The sequence below is a fragment of the Flavobacterium sp. genome (genome assembly GCF_035299245.1).
Taxonomy (GTDB): Bacteria; Bacteroidota; Bacteroidia; order Flavobacteriales; family Flavobacteriaceae; genus Flavobacterium.
Window position 1 is genome coordinate 180,326 of record NZ_DATGWY010000002.1, and the last position, 21,204, is coordinate 201,529.

25 protein-coding genes are annotated in these 21,204 nt (G+C 31.6%); 1 reads left to right on the forward strand and 24 read right to left on the reverse strand.

Annotation, left to right across the window (positions count from 1 at the left end):
• Positions 1 to 4: 4 nt before the first annotated feature.
• The 3 genes from VK161_RS01305 to VK161_RS01315 all read right to left on the reverse strand — a co-directional run bounded on the left by VK161_RS01305 (position 5) and on the right by VK161_RS01315 (position 1,689).
• The gene (locus tag VK161_RS01305) at positions 5 to 499 is read right to left on the reverse strand and encodes an SRPBCC domain-containing protein (RefSeq protein ID WP_324212938.1); all 495 of its coding nucleotides are present in this window, start codon (positions 497 to 499) and stop codon (positions 5 to 7) included.
• A gap of 1 nt (position 500) precedes the next feature.
• Complete coding sequence (locus VK161_RS01310) at positions 501 to 815, reverse strand: metalloregulator ArsR/SmtB family transcription factor (RefSeq protein ID WP_324212939.1); 315 nt, start codon at positions 813 to 815, stop codon at positions 501 to 503.
• A gap of 328 nt (positions 816 to 1,143) precedes the next feature.
• Positions 1,144 to 1,689 carry a hypothetical protein gene (locus VK161_RS01315; RefSeq protein WP_324212940.1) on the reverse strand — a complete coding sequence of 182 codons (546 nt, stop codon included), beginning with the start codon at positions 1,687 to 1,689 and terminating at the stop codon, positions 1,144 to 1,146.
• 137 nt (positions 1,690 to 1,826) lie between these two features.
• Here VK161_RS01315 and VK161_RS01320 point away from each other — a divergent pair, with 137 nt between their 5' ends.
• Positions 1,827 to 2,717, forward strand: a complete 891-nt coding sequence (locus VK161_RS01320; protein ID WP_324212941.1) for a winged helix-turn-helix domain-containing protein — start codon at positions 1,827 to 1,829, stop codon at positions 2,715 to 2,717.
• A 17-nt stretch (positions 2,718 to 2,734) separates the two neighbouring features.
• Here VK161_RS01320 and VK161_RS01325 read toward each other — a convergent pair whose 3' ends face one another.
• The 21 genes from VK161_RS01325 to VK161_RS01425 form a co-directional block, all read right to left on the reverse strand.
• On the reverse strand, positions 2,735 to 3,271 hold the full coding sequence (locus VK161_RS01325; RefSeq protein ID WP_324212942.1) for a hypothetical protein: 537 nt from the start codon (positions 3,269 to 3,271) through the stop codon (positions 2,735 to 2,737).
• Positions 3,272 to 3,469: 198 nt separating this feature from the next.
• Positions 3,470 to 5,716 carry a multicopper oxidase family protein gene (locus VK161_RS01330; RefSeq protein WP_324212943.1) on the reverse strand — a complete coding sequence of 749 codons (2,247 nt, stop codon included), beginning with the start codon at positions 5,714 to 5,716 and terminating at the stop codon, positions 3,470 to 3,472.
• 2 nt (positions 5,717 to 5,718) lie between these two features.
• Entirely contained in the window at positions 5,719 to 6,432 is a 714-nt protein-coding gene (locus VK161_RS01335; RefSeq protein WP_324212944.1) for a heavy metal-associated domain-containing protein, read from the reverse strand.
• A gap of 88 nt (positions 6,433 to 6,520) precedes the next feature.
• Positions 6,521 to 7,081, reverse strand: coding sequence for an AraC family transcriptional regulator (locus VK161_RS01340; RefSeq protein WP_324212945.1), 561 nt, complete (start codon positions 7,079 to 7,081; stop codon positions 6,521 to 6,523).
• Between the two features lie 6 nt (positions 7,082 to 7,087).
• Positions 7,088 to 7,957, reverse strand: coding sequence for a DUF3347 domain-containing protein (locus VK161_RS01345; protein WP_324212946.1), 870 nt, complete (start codon positions 7,955 to 7,957; stop codon positions 7,088 to 7,090).
• A 91-nt stretch (positions 7,958 to 8,048) separates the two neighbouring features.
• Positions 8,049 to 8,417, reverse strand: coding sequence for a hypothetical protein (locus VK161_RS01350; RefSeq protein WP_324212947.1), 369 nt, complete (start codon positions 8,415 to 8,417; stop codon positions 8,049 to 8,051).
• A gap of 193 nt (positions 8,418 to 8,610) precedes the next feature.
• On the reverse strand, positions 8,611 to 9,288 hold the full coding sequence (locus VK161_RS01355) for a hypothetical protein (RefSeq protein WP_324212948.1): 678 nt from the start codon (positions 9,286 to 9,288) through the stop codon (positions 8,611 to 8,613).
• Positions 9,289 to 9,494: 206 nt separating this feature from the next.
• A complete protein-coding gene (locus VK161_RS01360; RefSeq protein ID WP_324212949.1) occupies positions 9,495 to 10,004 on the reverse strand; it encodes an STM3941 family protein in 510 nt (169 codons plus the stop codon).
• Positions 10,005 to 10,191: 187 nt separating this feature from the next.
• Positions 10,192 to 10,836 carry a hypothetical protein gene (locus tag VK161_RS01365; RefSeq protein ID WP_324212950.1) on the reverse strand — a complete coding sequence of 215 codons (645 nt, stop codon included), beginning with the start codon at positions 10,834 to 10,836 and terminating at the stop codon, positions 10,192 to 10,194.
• 46 nt (positions 10,837 to 10,882) lie between these two features.
• Positions 10,883 to 11,344 carry a hypothetical protein gene (locus VK161_RS01370; RefSeq protein WP_324212951.1) on the reverse strand — a complete coding sequence of 154 codons (462 nt, stop codon included), beginning with the start codon at positions 11,342 to 11,344 and terminating at the stop codon, positions 10,883 to 10,885.
• A 218-nt stretch (positions 11,345 to 11,562) separates the two neighbouring features.
• On the reverse strand, positions 11,563 to 12,477 hold the full coding sequence (locus VK161_RS01375; RefSeq protein WP_324212952.1) for an alpha/beta hydrolase: 915 nt from the start codon (positions 12,475 to 12,477) through the stop codon (positions 11,563 to 11,565).
• Between the two features lie 199 nt (positions 12,478 to 12,676).
• Entirely contained in the window at positions 12,677 to 13,093 is a 417-nt protein-coding gene (locus tag VK161_RS01380) for a hypothetical protein (RefSeq protein WP_324212953.1), read from the reverse strand.
• A 245-nt stretch (positions 13,094 to 13,338) separates the two neighbouring features.
• On the reverse strand, positions 13,339 to 14,259 hold the full coding sequence (locus tag VK161_RS01385; RefSeq protein ID WP_324212954.1) for an ADP-ribosylglycohydrolase family protein: 921 nt from the start codon (positions 14,257 to 14,259) through the stop codon (positions 13,339 to 13,341).
• Between the two features lie 180 nt (positions 14,260 to 14,439).
• Positions 14,440 to 15,099, reverse strand: coding sequence for a hypothetical protein (locus VK161_RS01390; protein ID WP_324212955.1), 660 nt, complete (start codon positions 15,097 to 15,099; stop codon positions 14,440 to 14,442).
• Between the two features lie 182 nt (positions 15,100 to 15,281).
• Positions 15,282 to 16,148: a type II CAAX endopeptidase family protein gene (locus tag VK161_RS01395; protein WP_324212956.1), complete on the reverse strand. Its 867-nt coding sequence runs from the start codon at positions 16,146 to 16,148 to the stop codon at positions 15,282 to 15,284.
• A 287-nt stretch (positions 16,149 to 16,435) separates the two neighbouring features.
• A complete protein-coding gene (locus VK161_RS01400; RefSeq protein ID WP_324212957.1) occupies positions 16,436 to 16,921 on the reverse strand; it encodes a YdeI/OmpD-associated family protein in 486 nt (161 codons plus the stop codon).
• A gap of 202 nt (positions 16,922 to 17,123) precedes the next feature.
• Complete coding sequence (locus VK161_RS01405) at positions 17,124 to 17,432, reverse strand: hypothetical protein (protein WP_324212958.1); 309 nt, start codon at positions 17,430 to 17,432, stop codon at positions 17,124 to 17,126.
• A 196-nt stretch (positions 17,433 to 17,628) separates the two neighbouring features.
• Entirely contained in the window at positions 17,629 to 18,072 is a 444-nt protein-coding gene (locus VK161_RS01410) for a cytochrome c (protein WP_324212959.1), read from the reverse strand.
• Positions 18,073 to 18,247: 175 nt separating this feature from the next.
• A complete protein-coding gene (locus VK161_RS01415) occupies positions 18,248 to 19,201 on the reverse strand; it encodes a Fic family protein (protein WP_324212972.1) in 954 nt (317 codons plus the stop codon).
• 230 nt (positions 19,202 to 19,431) lie between these two features.
• Entirely contained in the window at positions 19,432 to 20,391 is a 960-nt protein-coding gene (locus tag VK161_RS01420) for a hypothetical protein (RefSeq protein WP_324212960.1), read from the reverse strand.
• A gap of 170 nt (positions 20,392 to 20,561) precedes the next feature.
• Entirely contained in the window at positions 20,562 to 21,038 is a 477-nt protein-coding gene (locus VK161_RS01425; protein WP_324212961.1) for a hypothetical protein, read from the reverse strand.
• Positions 21,039 to 21,204: the final 166 nt, after the last annotated feature.

Consider the following 21,204-nt stretch of genomic DNA (forward strand, 5'->3'; position numbering starts at 1 on the left):
TGTGCTATTTTTTTAAAGTTGGTAATAAATTTCCTAATTCATTTAATGTCATAGTAAAGCCTTCTTTGAAGCCCATTTCGATCATTTTTTCCATTCTTTCTAGAGATTCATTGTAAATAGAAATACTAACTTTCGTAATATTATTTTCTTCATTAAAATTCAAATCCCAATTTGAACCAGGTAGATGTATGTTTTCATCTTTATCAGCAAATACACTTAAAAACTTAAAATTAGTTTTTGGAGTGATGGATGTATACTGTTGAACTTGCCACATTTCATGTCCTTCAGGACTAACCATTGCATAAAATCTACGTCCGCCAACCTTGAATTCCATTACTTTTGTTTTTGATTCGAAAGGTTTTGGTGCCCACCATTGATCTAGAATTTCTTGTTTTGTAAATGCATCCCAAACTTGTGAAAGTTCTGCATCAAATTCTCTTTCTACAACTACAGTTTTGGTTGATTTGTCAACCTTAAATTCAAATAATAAGTTGTTCATGTTATTTTTTTTTGAGTGTTGATAATACGTTGTCCAATTGATTGAACCGGTTTTCCCAAATTTTTCGGTACTGTTCCAACCATAGGTCAATTTCTTTCATCTTTTCTATTTCCAAAGAGTAGTAGATTTCTCTTCCTCTTTGTTCTTGCTTTACTAATTCACATTCTGACAGTATTCGTAAGTGTTTAGAAACTGCTTGCCGGGTTGTGTTGAAGTTATCGGCAATGGAGTTAGGAGTCATTGCTTGTAATGCAATTAAAGCGATAATGGATCGTCTTGTTGGGTCAGCAATTGCTTGAAAAATATCTCTACGCATTTGATTAAAAATAAATGAAACTGATTGGTTGCAAATATATATGCAATTATTTGGTTGCGCAAATTTTTTTAAAGTTTTTTTGATTGTAAGGGATTTTAATTGAAAGTAGGTCTTTGTAAAGTGCTGATTAAGTTGTTTTTATCGTTTATGTGCTTTCCGGTTTTTATTAATGATAAGACAATCAAATAAACCTTATAGAATTTCTTTTGAATAATAGAATTACAGTCATTGGATTTTTTTGATAAAACAATAGCATACATAACACCGAGGAACAGCGTAATGTATGCTAGCAATGGTTTTTTAAATAAGTTCAACTTTTCTCAAAAACTTAGCAACGATTGTTTTTGCTTAAGTCACGTTTAAAAAGTGCTTTATTATTTTGTTCAATGTAGTCACCTGATAAAATCAAATAGGGATGATTAGGTGAATGACCTGCACTGCGGCTTCTTACAATTATTTTGTCGTTAACTTTCAGATTTTTTAACTTCTCAAAATCTTTAGGAGCAAATTGCATCATGTATTTTTCGTCATTAATTTTGACTATAAGCCATTTTGGTCCAGATGATTTTGCGTTTTCACGCTGAAAAGTAACCGAAGTTACCACCGCCTCCATATTGGCAAAAGTATTTATGGATCTCCTTATTTTATCATGACTGGCTTGCACCTTTTTGCCTTCGGGAGAATTCTTCCATTCTTTGTATTTTATACCGTCAGGAGAAGCCTCCCATTTTTTCAATGCAGCTTTACTTTCTGCTGTTGTGTGATGCTTTGGTATTGAACTTTTGGGAGTTTCATTTTTAATTTGATGATTTGCAAATACCAGTCCGCTTACCACAACCACCGATGAGATTAGCACATAAATGATTTTTTTCATACTTTTTTAGATTTAATTAATAACTTAGTTTTGTCTAATTGTAAAGTTTATACAGCAAAAATACTTTACTATTTTTCGACTAGTGCGTTTAAAATTGTAAATAAAAATGTAAACTTTGTAAATATAAAATTGAAACTATGTTCAATAGCAGAAATTTCTTTTCGGGAAAACGCAAATACCTGTTCGGATTACTATTTGGCTCTTTTATTTGTATGATCTGCGCTGCTTTCAGTAGTGAAGATAGTGGCGACTTTGATTATGACAGAAGAGAAGTTTTACTCCGTAAAATTGGACATGAACTACTTTTACAATCGGGTGATAGTACATCAAGAGTGCTTCCTGTGAAAAAAATTGCAACTAATGAATATCTGATCCGTTTTGAGAATGAGTTTACTTTTAAACCGGATAGTTTGATGAATATTACTCATCGTTTACTGGATAAAGTTCCGTTTGCGAGTAGTTATGTTGTTAATGTTCTTAACTGTGATGATTCAAGTATAGCCTATGGATATGCTCTATCCGAAAATAAAAAAGATAATATTGTAACGTGTAATGGAAGAAAACAGCCTAAGGCATGTTATATGATTTCTATTAAATTCAAACCAACAAGTTTTAGTATAGTTAAGAATGGATATCTTTTGGGCAGCCTAACTTTATTGGGCTTTGTCGGTTTTATTTTTTTTAGATCTTTTAAATTGAAAAAAGCAGTACCGAACAGTCAGCATACCGATACACTTACTTTAGGATCGGCGATGTTTGATTCGAATAACAAAAAACTTATTGTTAATGGTGAGACAATTGAACTAACCGGAACAGAAACTCGCTTGTTACTCATTTTTGCATTATATCCCAATCAGATTATAGAGAGAAGCCGTATTCAAAAAGAGATATGGGAAGATGAAGGCGTAATAGTGGGAAGGAGTTTGGATATGTTCATATCAAAGCTTAGAAAAAAACTCGAATTTGATCCGAATATAAATATTGTTGTTGTTCGTGGCAAAGGATATAAACTTGAAATTGGTTCTTAAAAAAAGAAGAGATGTTATTATTCAATAACTAGATTTGGAAATTTTTCTTTGAATTTAGGAATATCTCTTTCCTTTTTGTTAAAAAGTCGTACTGCATTGTTAGTGTAGTTGAAATAAATTTCGCCAAGATATTTTACTTTACCTTTTTCAATATGAAATGTTATATTCATTGGGATTTCTCCTTGCGATTGTACATATCCACCGTTTTCATGTAGTCTAAGTGTAGTAAATTTATATTTGCCCTGAACTTCAGTAATTGAGAAATAATATACCGCTTTGTTCTCGTCAAAAAAGTCTGGTTTAAACTTCATAGAAGTCATTTGTTCTGGCCTTATTGTTATCATCCGGTTAGTGGAAATACTCTTGTCGCCTTCTCCCAAATAATGAAAAAAATACTGATTGAATATTGGTTTTTTATTTTCTATTGCTATTGTACCAACTAACATTCCACTATTTGAATTTGTAGTAAATGATTGAGGAATTATAGTTGAAGGCGACGTTGCGCAAGATGTAATTAATAAGTGAGTGAATAGAATAATAATTAGTTTTTTCATATTTTATGGGGAGTTTAACGTAATAGCTAACGTGTCGCGGCCTACACCAATTGCAGTTGCAAGCACTGACCAAACCTACAAATTTTCTTTGAAAGATAGAATTGTAGCCATCTGATTATTTTCCACGAAGAACAAAATAGCAAGCGCAAGCCCTAAAATAGTGGCAAACATCTATTCTATGATGCCCATTTATTTGTCTCAGTAATTTAAGCTTGCTCCAAAACCAATTCCCATATCACTGTCGTAATGTGTCGTAATTCCTAAATTTCTTTTAACAATATACCGTAAACCTGCCATGTATTCTTTGTCGGTGTTCCACATTAAACTCATTCGTAAGCGCTTGGAAACTGGAATGTCTTTGCGTTCCAATTGCAATCTGAAATTACCATCACTAAAAACTTCTGCTTGAAACAACACGAGCATTGGTAATGTGTAATTGAGCCCCGCACTGAATAAGGAGCGAACATCTTTGTTACTTTCTTGACCAAATAGGTTTTTATCGGTTTCCCCTTCTTCCATTTCTCGGTACCTCCAATCAAAACCTATGAATGGCATGAACCATTGCATTTTACCAATATAGCGTCCAATATGAGTTTCGGTTTCATAGCCGTGATGGTCATTGTAACCTAAACGCCATTCTGTGCCAATACTCCAACGAGTGTTTTGATACATTGCTTCTCCATCGTTTCCATTAGTTGCAAAATCGTTTTCTGCCATAAAATGAAATCCTCGATCGTCTGCAAAAAGTTTACGTTGTGCACGTTTTGGATCAGAAATTAGTGGATTGGGTTCTTGATTTTCATAGGTAAATATTCTGCCCATTCCGCTCATCATGTGGTATAAAATATGACAGTGAAAAAACCAATCACCTTCAACGTTGGCATTGAATTCTAATACATCGGTTTCCATGGGCATTATGTCGATGATGTTTTTGAGTGGAGCATAGTCACCTTGTCCGTTTATAATACGAAAATCGTGACCGTGCAAGTGCATTGGATGCCGCATCATGGAACCGTTGTATATTGTGATGCGAACATTTTCGCCTTTTTTGATGAGAATTTTATCGGTTTCTGAAACTACTTTGTTGTCTAAACTCCAAACGTAGCGATTCATGTTTCCAGTAAGTTCAAATTTTAATTCTTTTATAGGAGCATTATCAGGAAGTTTAGTTTTGGTAGGTGATTTTAACATCGCATAATTTAGGGTTACAATATCCGAAAGTTTGTTACTATTATAATCGTCTTCAGTTGCTTTTCGATGCTCCATTTTTTTTCTACTAGGTTTTGAATCGCCTGTAATTTCGGGATACATTACTACGTTCATATCCATTTGATTGTAAGACATATTCATTCCCATATCGTCTAAATCGCCGTTCATCTTCATCATGTCGTTCATCATTTTCATACCCTCAAAATACTTTAATTTTGGTAGAGTGGAAGTTAGTTGTTTGATGCCGTCACCTAAATACAAAGAAGCCGATTTTGTTCGGTCTTCGGAGGTAACCAATAATTCGTAAGCGGTTTTATCTGCAGGTAGTGTAACAATTATATCGTAGGTTTCTGAAACGGCAATGATTAACCTGTCGACTTCAACAGGTTCTACATCATTTCCATCGTTGGCAACAACCGTTATTTTTCCGCCTGCATAATTCAGCCAAAAATAAGTTGAAGCTCCGCCGTTTGAAACCCGTAATCGGACTTTATCACCACCTTTGAATTGCGATAATTGACTTTCATTTTTTCCATTGATTAGAAATGCATTGTAATATACATCGCTAACGTCCATTGCGTTCATTCGCTTCCATTCGTTGGTTATTTTGGTTTTGAAGTGACCTTGTTGGATTGCTTCAGAATAACTTTGTGTGGATCCTTTTTGGATGGCAAACCAATCGGTTGCATTGTGCAACATTCGATGTACATTTTCGGGTTTGGTATCGGTCCATTCACTTAAAACAATTGGAATGCTTGGTAAATCGTCGATTCCTTTTCTGAACGTTGGGTCGTTTGGCTTTTTAAGCATTACAAAACTTCCGTATATTCCGATTTGCTCTTGTAGTCCCGAATGACTATGGTACCAATGCGTTCCATTTTGTATGATGGGGAAAGTGTATTTATGAGTGGTATTGGGTTTAATGGGCATTTGGGTTAAATTGGGAACACCATCCTCTTTATTGGGTAAAAATAGACCGTGCCAATGCAGTGATGTTTCTTCTTTCAACTCGTTATGCACATAGATTTCGGCGATGTCACCTTCTGTAAATGTTAGTGTTGGCATTGGGATTTGACCGTTTACAGCAATCGCGCGTTTGGGTTTGTCACCAAAAATAACAATGGTATCGCGAAAGTATAAATCGTATCGAACTACTTTTTGAGCAACTACAGACGGTATTGCAAAAAGTAGCAATAGGGTTAAAGTGATGTGAATTTGGTATTTAGTAGTATTCATTTTTAAATTAGTGTTAGGAGCATTATTCCGCTCATAATTATCATTAAACCATCTTCGATGATAGTGACTGTGCTCATTGGTAAATTGAAAACCGCACCGAGGCAGGCACATTGTATTTTCTTTTTATTCAATACCGATTGTAGTACACCAATGATGCTTATCAGCATTACAACTAATGTGGCTGAATGGGTTATTATCGGATTAAAATCGATTAAGTTGGCAATTCCTAAGCCCAATTCTACAAAGGCATACACATAGGCCCAAAGTGGGATTTTTTTAGCTAGAACATCGTACATTACGTAACTTTCAGCAAAACCTTTTAAATTTAGGAATTTGAAAAATGAGAATACTAAAAAGAATCCAGCCATAAAATGCCGCATCCATTCCATACTATTAAACTCTTCATTTTTAAGCTGAATAAGCACTGTAATCATACTAATATATAAAAATATTAATAGTATAGGTTTGTAGGTTTCAAACCAAGATTTTGCTTGTTCCTTAATTTCATTGTGGTTGAGGGCTGAAATTTGGTATTTGCTGTCTAATGCTTTTTGGAAATCGGATAAAGCAATGTGTTTGTCCATTGTGATTGTTGCTGAATTATCTTCTTTGGAAACTTCAACTTTAGTAACATTTTCCACTGTTAATAATGCCGATTTTACTTTTGCCTCGCAACTGCTGCATGTCATTCCTGTAACTTGATATTGGTGTATCATTGTTTTAATTTTTTAAAGTTATTATGATACAAATTTCAGAAGTTATGCTTTTTCTTTGTTGTACAATTTTGAGAATGATTTGTCAGATTTACAAATTTTCAATTTGTTTTCGTTTTTTAATTTTCAGTTGTTTGAAATAGGTTGGCGTAAATCCGGTTACTTTCTTAAATTGCTTACTTAAATGGGCTACAGTGCTGTAGTTTAAAGAGTAAGCAATCTCTGTTAGCGACATTTCGTTATAAATTATCAATTCTTTTACCTTTTCAATTTTTAGATTGATAAAATATTTCTCAATGGTAGTTCCTTCCACTTCAGAAAAAAGATTACTCAATGAATTATAATCCTGATGCAAGTTTTTTGATAAATACTCAGACAGATTTTCTTTCAGGTCATTGTTTTTTTGATGAACCAAATCGATGATTATGTTTTTAATTTTCTCAATTGTTTTACTTTTTTTATCATCGATAAGATCAAATCCTAGCAGATGTAAACGTTGAAGCAATTCTTTTCGCTGTTCATCTGAAATCTCGCTTTCCAATTCTATCTCACCCAATTCAACAGAAATAGTGTGAAGTCCAAGTTTTTCAAACTCAGACTTCACGACCATTTTGCAACGGCTACAGACCATATTTTTGATGTAAAGCATCATTGTCGATTATTTTATTGTTTCAACAGTGTTTCCGCAATTTAACATCATAGAACCATAGTAAGGATTTTTGATTACATTTTCTTTGCTCAACCAATTGGCACCTTTTCCATCATTCGCCATTGGACAATGTTGATAATAAACAGGAGTTTCTTGTTTTGAAACTTTAATCAATGCATACATGTTTTTTGAAAGTCGAATGAAATACTCCCGTTGCTTTTTGGTGTCTTTTGTGTCTGTAATCTGTTGAACATCGGCATTGATTTCTTTTAACACTTTCATCCAAACATTGTGTTCGTCGGTAGTTAAATCACCCATTTTGATTGCATTAATTACAGATGTCAATTCTTTTGCTTTTGCCGATGCAGTCTTTCCGTCGGTTTTTACTAACGCATCTTTTACTTCAAAATAACTATCAAAGACTACTTTTAATTGATTGGTTTGTTTGGTTTCAGTTATTGGTTGTGTAGGATTAGTGTAGTTGGTATGTTCCTCTGTTACAACCTCTTTTTTAGATTCTATTTTTACAGCAACTTTTGCTTCTCTATCGTATTGACAACAATTTGGTAGTTTTGAATAGGTGTCATCTGGAGCAAGAAACGTATCGCTGTCGTAACCACTCAATGCAATGCGTTTTAAAATGGCATCTTTGGTAGTTTGCTTCGCATCGTATGTTATTGTTGCCATTTTGGTATCTTTGTCCCAATCTACTGTGGCTATTTTTTTTTGATTTCCTGCTTTTTCAATTGTTTTTTCACACATTCCGCAGTTTCCATAAATTTTAACTGTTTCGGTTTTAGCATTACTAATTTGTGCTTCGCATCCTGTAAATGATAACAATAATGTTATTGCTACCAATATTTTTGATATTGATTTCATTATAATAAAATTTTAATTTTTGTAAATAAATAATTTTTGAAAGTTAAAGTATGTGCTTCCGCAAAGGCACACTTATGGCTGTTAAAAACGTTTATCCTATTTTAGGAGTAAGCCAAATAGAATAAAAACCTGAGGACAAAGAGGTTTTTAAATGATAAAATTTTGATTTCTCTTCCCAAAAATCATAAGTGTTATTTTTGAGATTAATTTCATAGGATGAAATTATACTAAAGTTTACTGATGCGGAAGATGTGCAGTTTGAGTGCCCACATTTTCCTTCACAGCTATTGTCTTTGCCTTCAGAATGTTTGTTACAACAGTATTTCTTTTCAGCTTTTTCTGTTTTTTGTTTTTTGCAACACGATTTGTTAGTTTCAGATTCACACCCATAACCCGAAATTGGCAACATAAGGAAACCAAGAGTTAGAATTATTATTAATATGTGTAACTGTTTATTCATTTGTCAAAGATAAGACGTAATTCCCAAAAATTATGTTAATTTTTAGTCAACCTATTTTAGAACGATACACGCCCATGGGTATAATATAACTTATGTTTTACGGCTTACACCAATTGCAGTTGCAAGCACTGACCAAACCTACAAATTTTCTATGAAAGAAAAAGTTGGCAGAAGTACTTTACTTTAAAAAAGGTTATATAATTCTGAAAATTATTAGCATTAAAATAGCTACTTGTATGCCAATTATGATCCAGAAAAAGTTTCTGTTTGGTTTTGAAACATTTTTTAAACTATCAATAATTTTATTTTTGATAATTTCTGAGAAGCTCAAATTTTCATCTTTAAAATCTACTTCATTTAAATCAATTTTTTTAAATGCATAAAGAATTATTTTTTTTAACCATTTATTGTCATTAGAATCTTTAATTTCCTGAATGAGTCTTAATTTTAACTTCATTTTGTCTGCTCCTTTTTGGAACAATTCAGGTTGTTTAGACTTAATTTTGTTCAGAACTTTATCAATTATTGGGAATAATATATTTTCTCCCTTGTCAGATATGAGTTTATTAATTGTTTTTGAAACAATGTATTTATTGCCAAGAGAGAATAATAAAAAAGGACTAGCAATAGCAAATATCACCACTAAACTAAAGCCTACAGGTCTCAATGAGAATAGAAAAAGAAGTATAGCAATTCCGTTTGCATGAGCAGGACCTCCGCCATGACCACTTCCAAAAGATTGGTTTACTATAATTAGTATTGAAATAACAGATAATAAAGCAACGAATATTTGTCCAATAATATTAATTTTTATAAAACTAAATGCCGATTTACCTACTAGTTTAGCGATGTATTTGAAGTTATCATTCATATTGATTTTGTCTATTTTAAGATTTTTGCTAGCATTTTTGACAACGTTTCTAGGCTTATACTAGTTGCTGCTACAGACACTGACCAAACAAATATACAGAATTTCTCTCGACCTAAATTATTAAATGAGCCAAATGTCAACCGAAGCAAAAAAGGTAAGCTTAAGCATGTAGACAGGTGTAAATTACTGATTACGAATTCGGTAATCTAATTGGTTTGTATTTTATTTTGAATGATTTTCAGCAATTCAAGATTATCAATTTTTAAATTACTGATATTTATTATAAATGGAGTTCCAAACTTCTCAATGTTATTTTTTGCAATTCTTTTTTTAAAGCCACTCAATCTACTCATTATGCTATCGTTATTTTTTAAATAAATAAGTAGAAATTGAGAATAATTATGTTTGATAATCGAAACTTTAGTGATGTTACTCCACGAAATAATTCCGATTTCAGATAAACTAACATTGTCTATGATTCCTCTACTATCTAATACAAGTCCGGGTTTTTTATCAATTATTTTTTTACCACTAAACCACAGAATAAACAACATTATTGGAATAGCAAAAATTAATACACCAACAAGTTTTAATGAAAATTGACCATCAAGATACAGATAGTAAGAAAGAGCGACACCAGCACAAATACTAAGAACAAATAAAAATGCGAGAGAAAGAATTCTAATTTTATTTGTTTGAATTTCTAAAGTTGTCATTAATTCGAATTTTTAAGCTGTTGAATAACTTTCCCTTGCTTTGCGGCTATTGTAATCACTAACCAAACAAACCTACAAATTTTCTTTGAAAGATAGAGTAGAAGTAACCAGCATATTTTCCAGGTAGAAGAAAACAGTAATCCTAAGCCTAGCAATAGTGCATACGGTGGTTATAGGTTGCCTTTCTTTACAGTTCTATGAATCCACATTTAAAATATATTCTCATATTATTTCTTAATTTTATTTTTGGCGGATTTTCACCATCAAAGTTTGCTCCATCAGCCGAATAATAACTATCGCTTTTAAATTCAACATATCCGTATATTAATTGTTTGTTTTCTTTATTTGGAATTTCAGACAAAACAATTTTAGTATCACTACAAGCAACTTCAAGTCTGTCGATTAGTTGATCTTTTTCATTGTATGCATAGGTTGGAAAATCATCAGAGCTAAGCATATGATAAAGAGTAGCTTTGTTGTTTGAAATTTTAATGTAAAATCCAGTACCTCCAAATAACCCAAATGCTCCGTTAATTCCTAACACATTATCTTTCCAAAAATAGAACGCTTTGAAAATTATTTTTTTGCTACTATCACTATTGCTAAAACTTAAAGTATCATTTTCGTAAAATTCTCCTAAAAATGAATTATCATAGATTTGAATTATGTTAGCAAGTTGAGAATAATTTTTGTAATCACTAAAGTGTTTTTCTGCCTCTATTTTAATATTTGGATCAATCAATAATCCATCAACATAAATATCATTATTTGTTTGCGAAATCGAAAAAAAAGTATTTAAGTTAAATAAAATCAATAAGATATATTTCTTCATTAACGATTTTTTTAAGGTTGCTATAACGTATAGTGGCTTTCACTAGTTAGGAAACATATTTAATTATTCCATACTTGAAGTCAATATATTTGTTAAAAATATGATCATATCCATTGTTTATATTCCACTTTCCATCTTTGAAAATAAATGAAATATAATAATTTATGAATGGTCTACTTCTGGTTTTGTTTTGTTTATATTTATATTCACTTTTTAATACAAGAAAGTCATTTTCTTCAGGTAAGTATTCAAAGTCAAATAAATTTTTCAGATTTAGTTCCTCAACAATTCGGGTACTAGTTAATTGTTTGTTTAATTCCATTGAAGAAGATTGATACTTATATTCTATTCCATCATATTCTATTTTACCATCATATTTTCGTAAATTCCAAATTACATTTTTCTGCTCGTATTCTGCTCTATTTAATGTGCCTTTTTCTCGTTTTGATTTTTTATAAATCATTTGTTTATCAAGATTCACTTCTTGTCCAATTGTTATGAATTCCATTTTGAAGATTTCATTATTCATGTCATACTATTTATAAAGCTTATCATATATGTTGTAGAACTTAGCACAGCTTTTACTCTGCGGCAGCGAACACTGACCAAACAAAAATACAGAATTTCTTTTGAAGCAAATTATTGAAAGCAAGCCCAATTTCCGACGAAACAAAAATGGTAATCGCAAGTCCAGTAATTGGAGTTAGCTGCTCTTAGCGGTAGTTTTTATTCGACCAATTCCTTTCTTAATAGCGCAAAAAAATCAGAAGGTTTTTCGATCCATGGAAAATGCCCACTTCTTTCAATGAAATAAATTTTCGAATCTTTTAATCTCAGATTCATTAGCTCTTGATTACCATCAGTTAAAAAATCTTGTCTACCTTGGATAATTCTTATTGGTTTCATTAATTGATATGCTTTCTCAGAGATATCCCATTTCCAGAAGTTAGGGTTGTCGAAATAGGCGTTAAAAAAGTTGTTGTTGAAATAGGTTTGTTTTTCAGTTAAGGGAACTGAGTTTAGAAAGGGTTCAATTTTTTTCTTGTCGAAGAAATAGGATTTAAGTAAAATGCTCTCTAATTTAAATTCTTTTTCAACAGAGTTTAAAGAACTGTCCGAGTCGATTGTATTTAATTGAGTGATATCTTCTGGAGTTAGTCTCACCATTGCGTTATCATTAGCGTATCGTTGAAAGAGATTATTAGTACCAATACTTGATACTAAAATAATTTTGTCAACTCGTTGAGGATAATTTATGGCATAGTACAGACCAAAGTGAGTTCCATAACTATGACCAATTATATCCCAAATCTCAATATTCAGTTTCTTTCTAACTAATTCAATATCTGCAATTACTTTTTCAGGGCTAACCCACGTCTTGTCTGGAGTACGATATTGTGATTTACCAGTTCCTTCGTAGTCAATAAGTATGCATTTATAACCACTCAATGAATCTGCAATACTTCTCATGTAATAGCTAGAAAATCCTGGTCCACCTTGTAATAACACTACTGGTCGACCTTCACCTTTCGTATAGAAGTGAAGGAAACCATCTTTCAGTTTTATTGAATCTTCACGATACTGTGAGTTTACTTGAAAGGAAATGAAAAAAGTGAGTAGAAAGAGAGTTTGTTTTATCATGTTCGAATTTAATTTAAGGCTGATTTAAAATTACAGCTAAACTGTCTCGTCTTGCACCAGTCGCTACTGCAAACACTGACTAAACAAACCTACAAAATTTCTTTGAAAGACAGAATTGTAGCCACCAGATTATTTTTTGCTAAGACTAAAGAGCAAGCGCAAGCCCAGCAATAGTGACAAAAATTTGTTATTCAACGTTTTATCTTTTTGTTATTAACGCTCTAGTGCGTTTATTGAAAATTGAAATAAATTTTTTTATTTCTGTACTTTTCTCTGTGCATGAAAGACAAAAATTTATGAAAGTAATATCATTCTCATCTAATTTTTCTTCGTAAGTCATTTGGTCTGGACATCCATCTACGCCTCCAACGAGTTTTATCAGAATAGGTTTGTTTTCCAAATAAAATGCAAGTGCAAATTGATCAATTTGTTGTTCTAAAATATTAATATCAGATTCTTCTAATTTTAAAATATCTTTATATTGATAACAAGTTCTTATACCAGCTAATGAAATAAGATTAGATTTTAAAAATTCGTTTTTAACATTTAGTGAGTCAGAAATTCCTTTTGGTCTATAATTCATTATTTCATTGTACATCTTATCATTTGAAGCCATGAGAATAGAGTTTTGCGCAAAGCAATTTGCACAATAAAAAATGATAAGCAGAATTTTTAAGGTCATTTTATTCATAAATGTCGTATAAAGTGTTGCGGCTTACAACAGTTGCTGCTGCAATCACAGACCAAAACAAACCTACAATTTTTTTAGAAAGATAGAGTAGAAGTTAACAGGTTATTTTCCAGTAAGAACAAAATAGCAAGCGCAAGCCCAGCAATTTTGCAAACTTTTGTTGGGAGCCTTTATTTCTGTGTTCTGAATATACTCGTTTCAAATTTTTCAACTTTTGTAATCCATTTTTTGGGTATGTTTTCGGTTTTTGTCGACATGATTGTCATTCCTCCGACCATAGCACAAATAGTATCTCTATCACCTAATATCGAAACTGCTTTCCAAAGTGCTTCTTCAAAGTTTTCTAAATTATAAGCAGTACACCAAACTGCAAAAGGCACTGTATCTTGGGCTGTCATGTTTGTCCCATTACCTAAAATACTTTTTACTGTTTCAATTTGATAGTTGTATGGAATGCTTTTAGATTTTGAAATCTTTGATTTTGTGTCGCTGTCGGGGAGTTCTTCTAAAATTTTATCAATAAATTCAATTGGTGATAATAACTGATTTTCAGATTTCATTTTTGTTGTAAGTGCTGTTCCTATTGAAATGGCTAGTGCACCAGTTATAGCTTCAATGTTTGAATGTGTTACTTCTGCCGATTTAGTGGCAAATTCTTTTACTTTTTGGATATTTTCAAAGTAATAAGCACCTATCGGACAAGCTCTCATTGCAGCTCCATTTCCCATCGAACCTTGTCCATCAAAAATACTTTTCGAAACGTCTTTCCAATTTTGTCCTTCTTTTATTTCTCTTAAAAGTCTTCTTAAAGTTGCACCATATCCTCGATTAGCATCTAAATCATGATTAGTGTAAAATCTTTTAATTAAATTGTCTTGGTTAATTTCACCGCTTTCTTCCAACTCTTCAAAAATAGCAATTGACATAATAGTGTCGTCTGTAAACTCCCATTTAGTTTCAGGAATTTCTCGTGAAGCTATTTTTTGTAATATTTCATCAGTTTCACCGAAGAAACTATCACCAAATGCGTCCCCTATAGATACACCTAAAAGTGTTTTTTTGGCATTATCAATCTTACCTTTATTGTCCACAATGTTAGTTTTAGATGTTATTTATAATGGTTGCTAACGTTCCCATGCATACTGGCTGACCAAATAAATTTATAGAATTTCTTTTGAACTGAATTTGTGAAAACAAGCCAAATGTCTTCAGAAACAAAATAGCAAGCGCAAGCCCAGTAAGTAATAGAGCAAAACTTGGGTCAGCAAATGTTATTTATCAAATCGAGCAATACTTTCAATTTCAGGATTAAAAGTAGTTTCTTGTATAATTTTATTAAGCAATGAGCGTACGATAGTTAAAGGATGATTAATGAATTCATTGTCATATTTTTCATCATCTGATTTGTTCATAAGAGTTCCCTTTTTAAAGTTAACATCGTAAGGATCAGAAAACCAATTTTCAATTCCTTCTTCTCCAAACGTTATTTCTTCTTTTTCTAAAAGTTCATTTAATACCACAGTGTCTCTCAATCCTGTTGTTCCAACTTCATTAGATTGAATTTTAATAACAAAACTGTAGTCTTCAAAAGGAATTATCAAGGATCCAAGATAAATCATTCCTGTTTCTTCTTGAGGTACTTTGAAAATTGTTTTAACAGTTGGAATAGTATTTAAGTTTATTATTTCAACATTTACTAATCCACCATTAACAGCAGAAATGGACTCTCTAAAGAATGACTTAAGGAATTCCAAGTTTTTCACAGTTGGTAGGTTGGGCTTAATATTAAAAAAACTCAAGCTAAGTAAAGTACTTTGTTCTGGATTTATCCATTTCTTCTCCGCTTCAGTATTTTCAATTTTATCCCAATCAAAGTTTGGAAATGAAATCGAATTTATCGTTACTTTATTTTTCTTAAAAAATGAAAACATGATTTATTGTGTGATTTTTTATAATATTTGCCAACATACCTTTGCTTGCCTTCTGTTGCTGCTCCGAACACTGACCAAGCAAATGTAGAGAATTTCTTTCGAACTAAATTAGTGAAAACAAGCCAAATGTCCACCAAGCCAAAAAAGGTAAGCCCAAGCCCAGCAATTGGTGTAAACCGCTGTTAGCGATTCGACTTTTCTTTTAAAGTCTTTCTCTTTATTATTTTGCCTTCTTTATTAGAACGATGATATAAAAAAACACCTATTGAAAACAAAATAAATACAGTTATAATAGAATCTTCAATTCCAATTCCTCCACCTGTAAACAAAACTGGCCCTTCAAATTTAGAATGAATAATTTTGCCCATATCATCTAATCCTGTAAGGTTTGAACCATAAAAAGGTTGGGCAAAATTCCAACCTAAATGAAAGAAAAAAGGCAACCAAACTCTTTTAGTATATACAAAAAGCATTGACATTGTAAATCCCCAACACAGTGATACAAAAAAGCTAAACAAAGTTGTGTTTGGATTAAAAATATGATAAGTCTCAATTACCATTATTATTAGAATTGCAATGTTAGTTCCTAACCAGTTTTCTAATTCGCGCAATACTAAACCTCTAGTAAAAAGATCTTCAATTAGAGCTGCAACAACAAGCGTCATGAATAATTCAAGGGAATAATCTTCTGTAAGTATGTTAATAATATGATAATATCCCAATAGATATAATATAAAAATAGATAACGAAATTGCGGAAAATCCAATTGCAAATCCACCAAACATTTCTTTAGGTAAGTGTTTTATTGAAAGTTCTTTAATTTCTCGTTTCTCATACCAACGAAATAAAATATAGTAGCTTGAAAGTAAAACAAAAAAAGAAACTAGATGGATTAGAGAGTCTGCAGTGTTTTTGTCTTTGATTATACTATAAAATATTGGTTTAGATACAAAATTTTGCATTACTACAAAAAGAGAAAAGCAAACGGTTATTCCCAAAATTATTTTTGTAATAGGAAAATCCAAGGTTTTTTTGATTGATTGATTCATAATGTTGATTGATTGATTGATTGATTGATTGATTGATTGTATTGACGAATAGAACGAGAAATTGTTACAAGGAAAGTGATTTCAATTTTTTCCACTTTTTTAAGCTGATGGCTAACGTTCCTGTGCTTTGCGTCTGTTACTGCTGCAATCGCGAACCAAACAAATATACAGAATTTCTTTCGAAGTAAAATAGTGAAAACAAGCCAAATGTCCACCGAAGTAAAAATGGTAAGCCCAAGCCCAGCAATTGGTGTAAACCGCTGTTAGCAAACGTTTTAAAATTAATTTCAGTTGGGTTTATTTCGACCAATAAATTTTTCTTTTCCTAATAAGAATTGAATTGACTTTTTAATATTTTTCTCTAATGCTTCTTCTGTTTTTAGTCTAGATAAATATCTTACAATTTCAAGTTTCATTGAAGCAGACAAATTATCAAATACATTTTTAGCTTCTAAATTTTGATTTAAAGCTATTATAAATTTTTTTGGTGGTTCAATTTCTCTTTTCTCAGGATCAAAGTTTATTGTAATTTCAATTATTTCACCAATACGTTTAGGTGAGTTTTTCAACATGCTTGTATTAATATAAAGTCTCCATTCTCCACTATACTTGACTAATGTTTGCTTATAAACTTTATCATTTATTGTTCCTTTAATTGGGATGTTTCCTTTTTCTTTACCAGCTTGAGAAAGGATATTTTTCAGTATTTCATTAGGAACAAAAACAAAAGGGTTAATTCCTATTATTTCAATTTTTGCTCTAAATTCAAACATTTTCCTTATTAAGTGTTTGTGAATAAATGGTTGCTAACGTAATGCCGCTTTGCATCTGTTGTTGCTGTGAACACTGACCAAACAAATATACAGAATTTCTAACGAACTCAATTAGTGAAAATAAGCCAATTGCCCACCGAAGTAAAATAGGTAAGCCCAAGCCCAGCAATAGCGCAAAACGGTGGTTAGCGGTTCGGTTTATTTATAATATTTTTTCATAAAGTTCTGTTATTAGGTTTTTCTTTATTGCTGCTGATTGAGGCCAACTCCAAAGCATGATATGAAATAATATTATGTGAACTAATATCATTCTTACGACTATTTTATTTAAAGTTGTACTTTTTTTAGTCAGCCAAATTGAGACTAAAAAATAAATAATAATCCAAAAAGGAATATATAAAATTCTACTTAAACCTGTCTGAGGAAATACTTTTATAAGTAATAACATTTCCAGCGAACAAATCATCATGGATATTATCGTTAAAAATATTTTTTGTTTGATTTTTATCATTCGTCTCTGAAATTTGAGGCCAAAAACTGACCGCTAACGTATACAGCTTGCACCAGTTGCTGCTGCAGTCACTGGCCAAACAAATATACAGAATTTCTTTCGAACTGAATTATTGAAAACAGGCCAAATGTCCACCGAAGCAAAAATGATAAGCCCAAGCCCAGCAATAGCGCAAAATCGCAATTTAAAGTAGTTTTTATCTTTTTACTGGAATACCTTTTAGTGTCATTTCATATCGCTTTTCAACAAAGAAATATATAGCATCTAATTGTTCATTTGTTAATTTTGGGTATGATGGCATTGCTCCCCAACCTTTTTTTCTAATCTCAGCAGCTATGCTATCACCTTCTTCATGCATTTCTAATGACATTTTAGTATATCTATAGAGCCAATCTTTTTTTCTTCTTTTAGTAATGCCACCAAGTGCAGGTGCAGTTGAAACCAAATTCATTCCTATATAATGGCATGCGTTACATTCATTTTTTCTGAAGAGATTTTCTCCTTTGAGAAAGAGATCTTCTTGTTTTTTATTTTCTTTCTTAACAAAGTCAATATTTTCATTTTCTGAGTTTAGTAAAAATAGAATGACAATTACGAGTGTTGTTGTTATTGCTAAAATTATTTTGACTTTTTTACTCATTTAAAATTATTGTTAACCTGTCGCGGCTTATATCAGTTGCTGCTTCAGTCACTGACTAAACAAATATACAGAATTTCTTTCGAACTGAATTAGTGAAAACAAGCCGAATGTTCACCGAAGCAAAAAAGACAAGCGCAAGTCCGCAATTGGTGTAAACCGCTGTTGGCAACAGTAATTATTTTACGATATATTTTGTTTTATTAAGTAGTCCAACACTTTCAAATAGCTTTAGTTCAAGGCCTTTTTTTAAATCCCGACTTGCAGTTGCAGAAGATAAATCTTTGAAAGTATTCATATAATCTTTTCGAGTAAATTCTTTTGCTCCGAGTTTTATGAAATATTCTAGCCTATCTACATCTTTGAATATTCGATTGTTATAATCAAGTAAACTACTCAATGATTTGTCAATTACTCCGAGCATGTATTCAATAAAAATGGTTGAATTTCCGAGTTTGTCGCACATAGCAAGAGAATTATAATATTCGTTTTGAGTTTGACTAATTAAAGTTTCAAAAGGAAGAAACTCAAAAACTGTATATTCTGACATTAAAATTAGCGTTTGCCATAATCGTCCCATTCTGCCATTTCCATCAATAAAAGGATGAATAAATTCCATTTCGTAATGAAACACACAACTTTTAATAAGTGTTAATTCTTCGGAATCTTTTAAATATTCAAAAAGATCTTTCATGAGAAAAGGAACATTTTCCGCATGAGGCGCGACATGTTCAACTATATTTCCTTTTACAATTCCAACACCTTTATTTCTATACTTTCCGTGGCTTTGAATTAATCCGTTCATTAATTCTTTATGAGCTTTCAAAAAACTTTTATCAGAATAGAATTTATATTTTTCAAGGTTGTCGTAGAGTTTTATTGCATTTAAAACTTCCATGACATCTTTCTCAGGACCAATTATTCTTTTATTTTCAATCAAAGCAGTAATTTGTTCTTCGGTTAGAGTATTTCCTTCTATTTGTAACGAAGAATGAATTGTTTTGATTCTATTTTGTTTGCGAAGTTGTGGAGATTGTTTACTAAGATAAGTTGCATTTATTTCACCTAACTTCTCTGAAATTGAAGTTATTAGTTTTAAAATCTTTGGCGTAATGTCATATGGTGGCTTCATTGATAGTATCATTTGATATTATCAAAGATACTTTTTTTCTTAGAACTACCAAAATATTATTGTTGCCAACGTATGCATCTTGCACCAGTTACTACTGCAGTGACTGACTAAAACAAAACTACAAAATTTCTAAGAAAGATAGAGTAGAAGTAACCATTATATTTTCCACGAAGAACAAAATAGCAAGCGCAAGCCCAGCAATAGCGCAAAACTTGGGTTATACCGTGTACTTATTGTAATTCGTATTTGAATTTCAGTTCAACCTTATCGGCAATAACCATTTCTTGAAATGTTGCAGTTAAAACTGCTGTTGAAAGAGCAACTGAATTAAACAACTCTTGTTGATATTTTATTTCATGATCATCATCATAAGGATAGTGGTTAGGCGGAATATCCAAATCACCATGTAATAATCTAGATCTTAAATTATACATATCCTTTAAACGCTGTTTGAAATCTACTAATGGTCCAAGCACAACTTGTGTTTTTTCGAAAATTTGCTGAGCAATCCCTTCTTTACTTGAACAATAGATAACCTCAATACCAACTAATGACCAAAGTAAGTCAAAGACAATGTCTCCAATATTGTCTCTGAATAAATATGTATATGCATTAAGTGCTCGTTCAATTTTTAAATTACTGTGTCTTTCAAAGGATAGTTGATGCCTATTAAACCATTCCCAAACTTCAATGAATTTTAATGTTTTTAATTTCGGCCATTTTATATTATATATTTCTTCATAGCTTTCTTGCTGGATGCTAACAAGTGCAGGGAAATAATGTTGTAAACGATTGTTACAAATGACTGTTCCTTCTCTTGATTTAATTGTTCCGGGTTTTGCTATTTGAGTTAATATAAGAAAATAATATACTTTTAAACGAAAATCGTCCGAAATAATAGATTCAATTATCAATTTTTGGTCATTATCATTCACTTTCAAATTTTCATCAAAAGAAATCGACGCATCATCGAATCCAACCGAGAATAATAAATTTTTACTAACTAGTTTATTAGGCGATTTTGAATCTTCAAAAAAAATTTTCGGTGTCAATATTCCAACATATTCTATTGAAAATTCAAGTTTTTCATTTAATTCAAGTAATTCTAAATTACATTCATCAACGTGAGTTAAAATATCGTCATGAGCGTGAATAGGATTAAATAATGGTATTTTTATCTGTACCTCCATTTTTTTTAGTATATCGTATAACGTAATGCCGCTTTGCGTCTGTTGCTGCTGCGAACACTGACTAAACAAACCTACAAAATTTCCTAGAAAGATAGAGTAGTAGTTACCAGATTATTTTCAACGAAGACGAAAATAGCAAGCGCAAGCCCAGCAATTGGTGTAAATCATTGTTAGTAGCTGTTTTCTTTATGTTCCATTTCCCAAGTTCCATTTCCAGGACTATATATTATTGGAATTACAAAAAATAAAAGTCCAATCTTTCTCTTAAATTTCCAATTTCCTTCAAACTTATTTTTTTCATTAGAGAGCCTTCCGGAATAATAAATTTTAGGATGATTTCTCTCGGAGTATTTTCGATCTCCATTTTCACTTATTTGGCAATCTTTAGGCATTAACTTTTCAAAATAAATTTTGCCATTTTCAATTCTGCCAAAAATTTGACCAGTTTCTTTCATTCCACCAGAATTTTGATCGTCGTTGACTTCTCCGCTGAAATTTTTTCCGTCAAATTTGTCAATCACAATTTCAAACTCGGTTTTATCATAACCAATTATTTTTTGAATTTTATCGTTATCATATTTATAAAAGCCTTTCCAGATTCCTAACATTCTTTTGTAAATTATATTTGTTTGATGCAGTTTATTCAAAAAATAGCTACTAACGTGTCGCGGCTTACACCAGTTGCTGCTGCGAACACTGACCAAAACAAAACTACGGATTTTCCTAGAAAGATATAGTAGTAGTCACCAGATTATTTTCCACGAAGACAAAAATAGCAAGCGCAAGCCCAGCAATTGGTTTAAACCGCTGTTA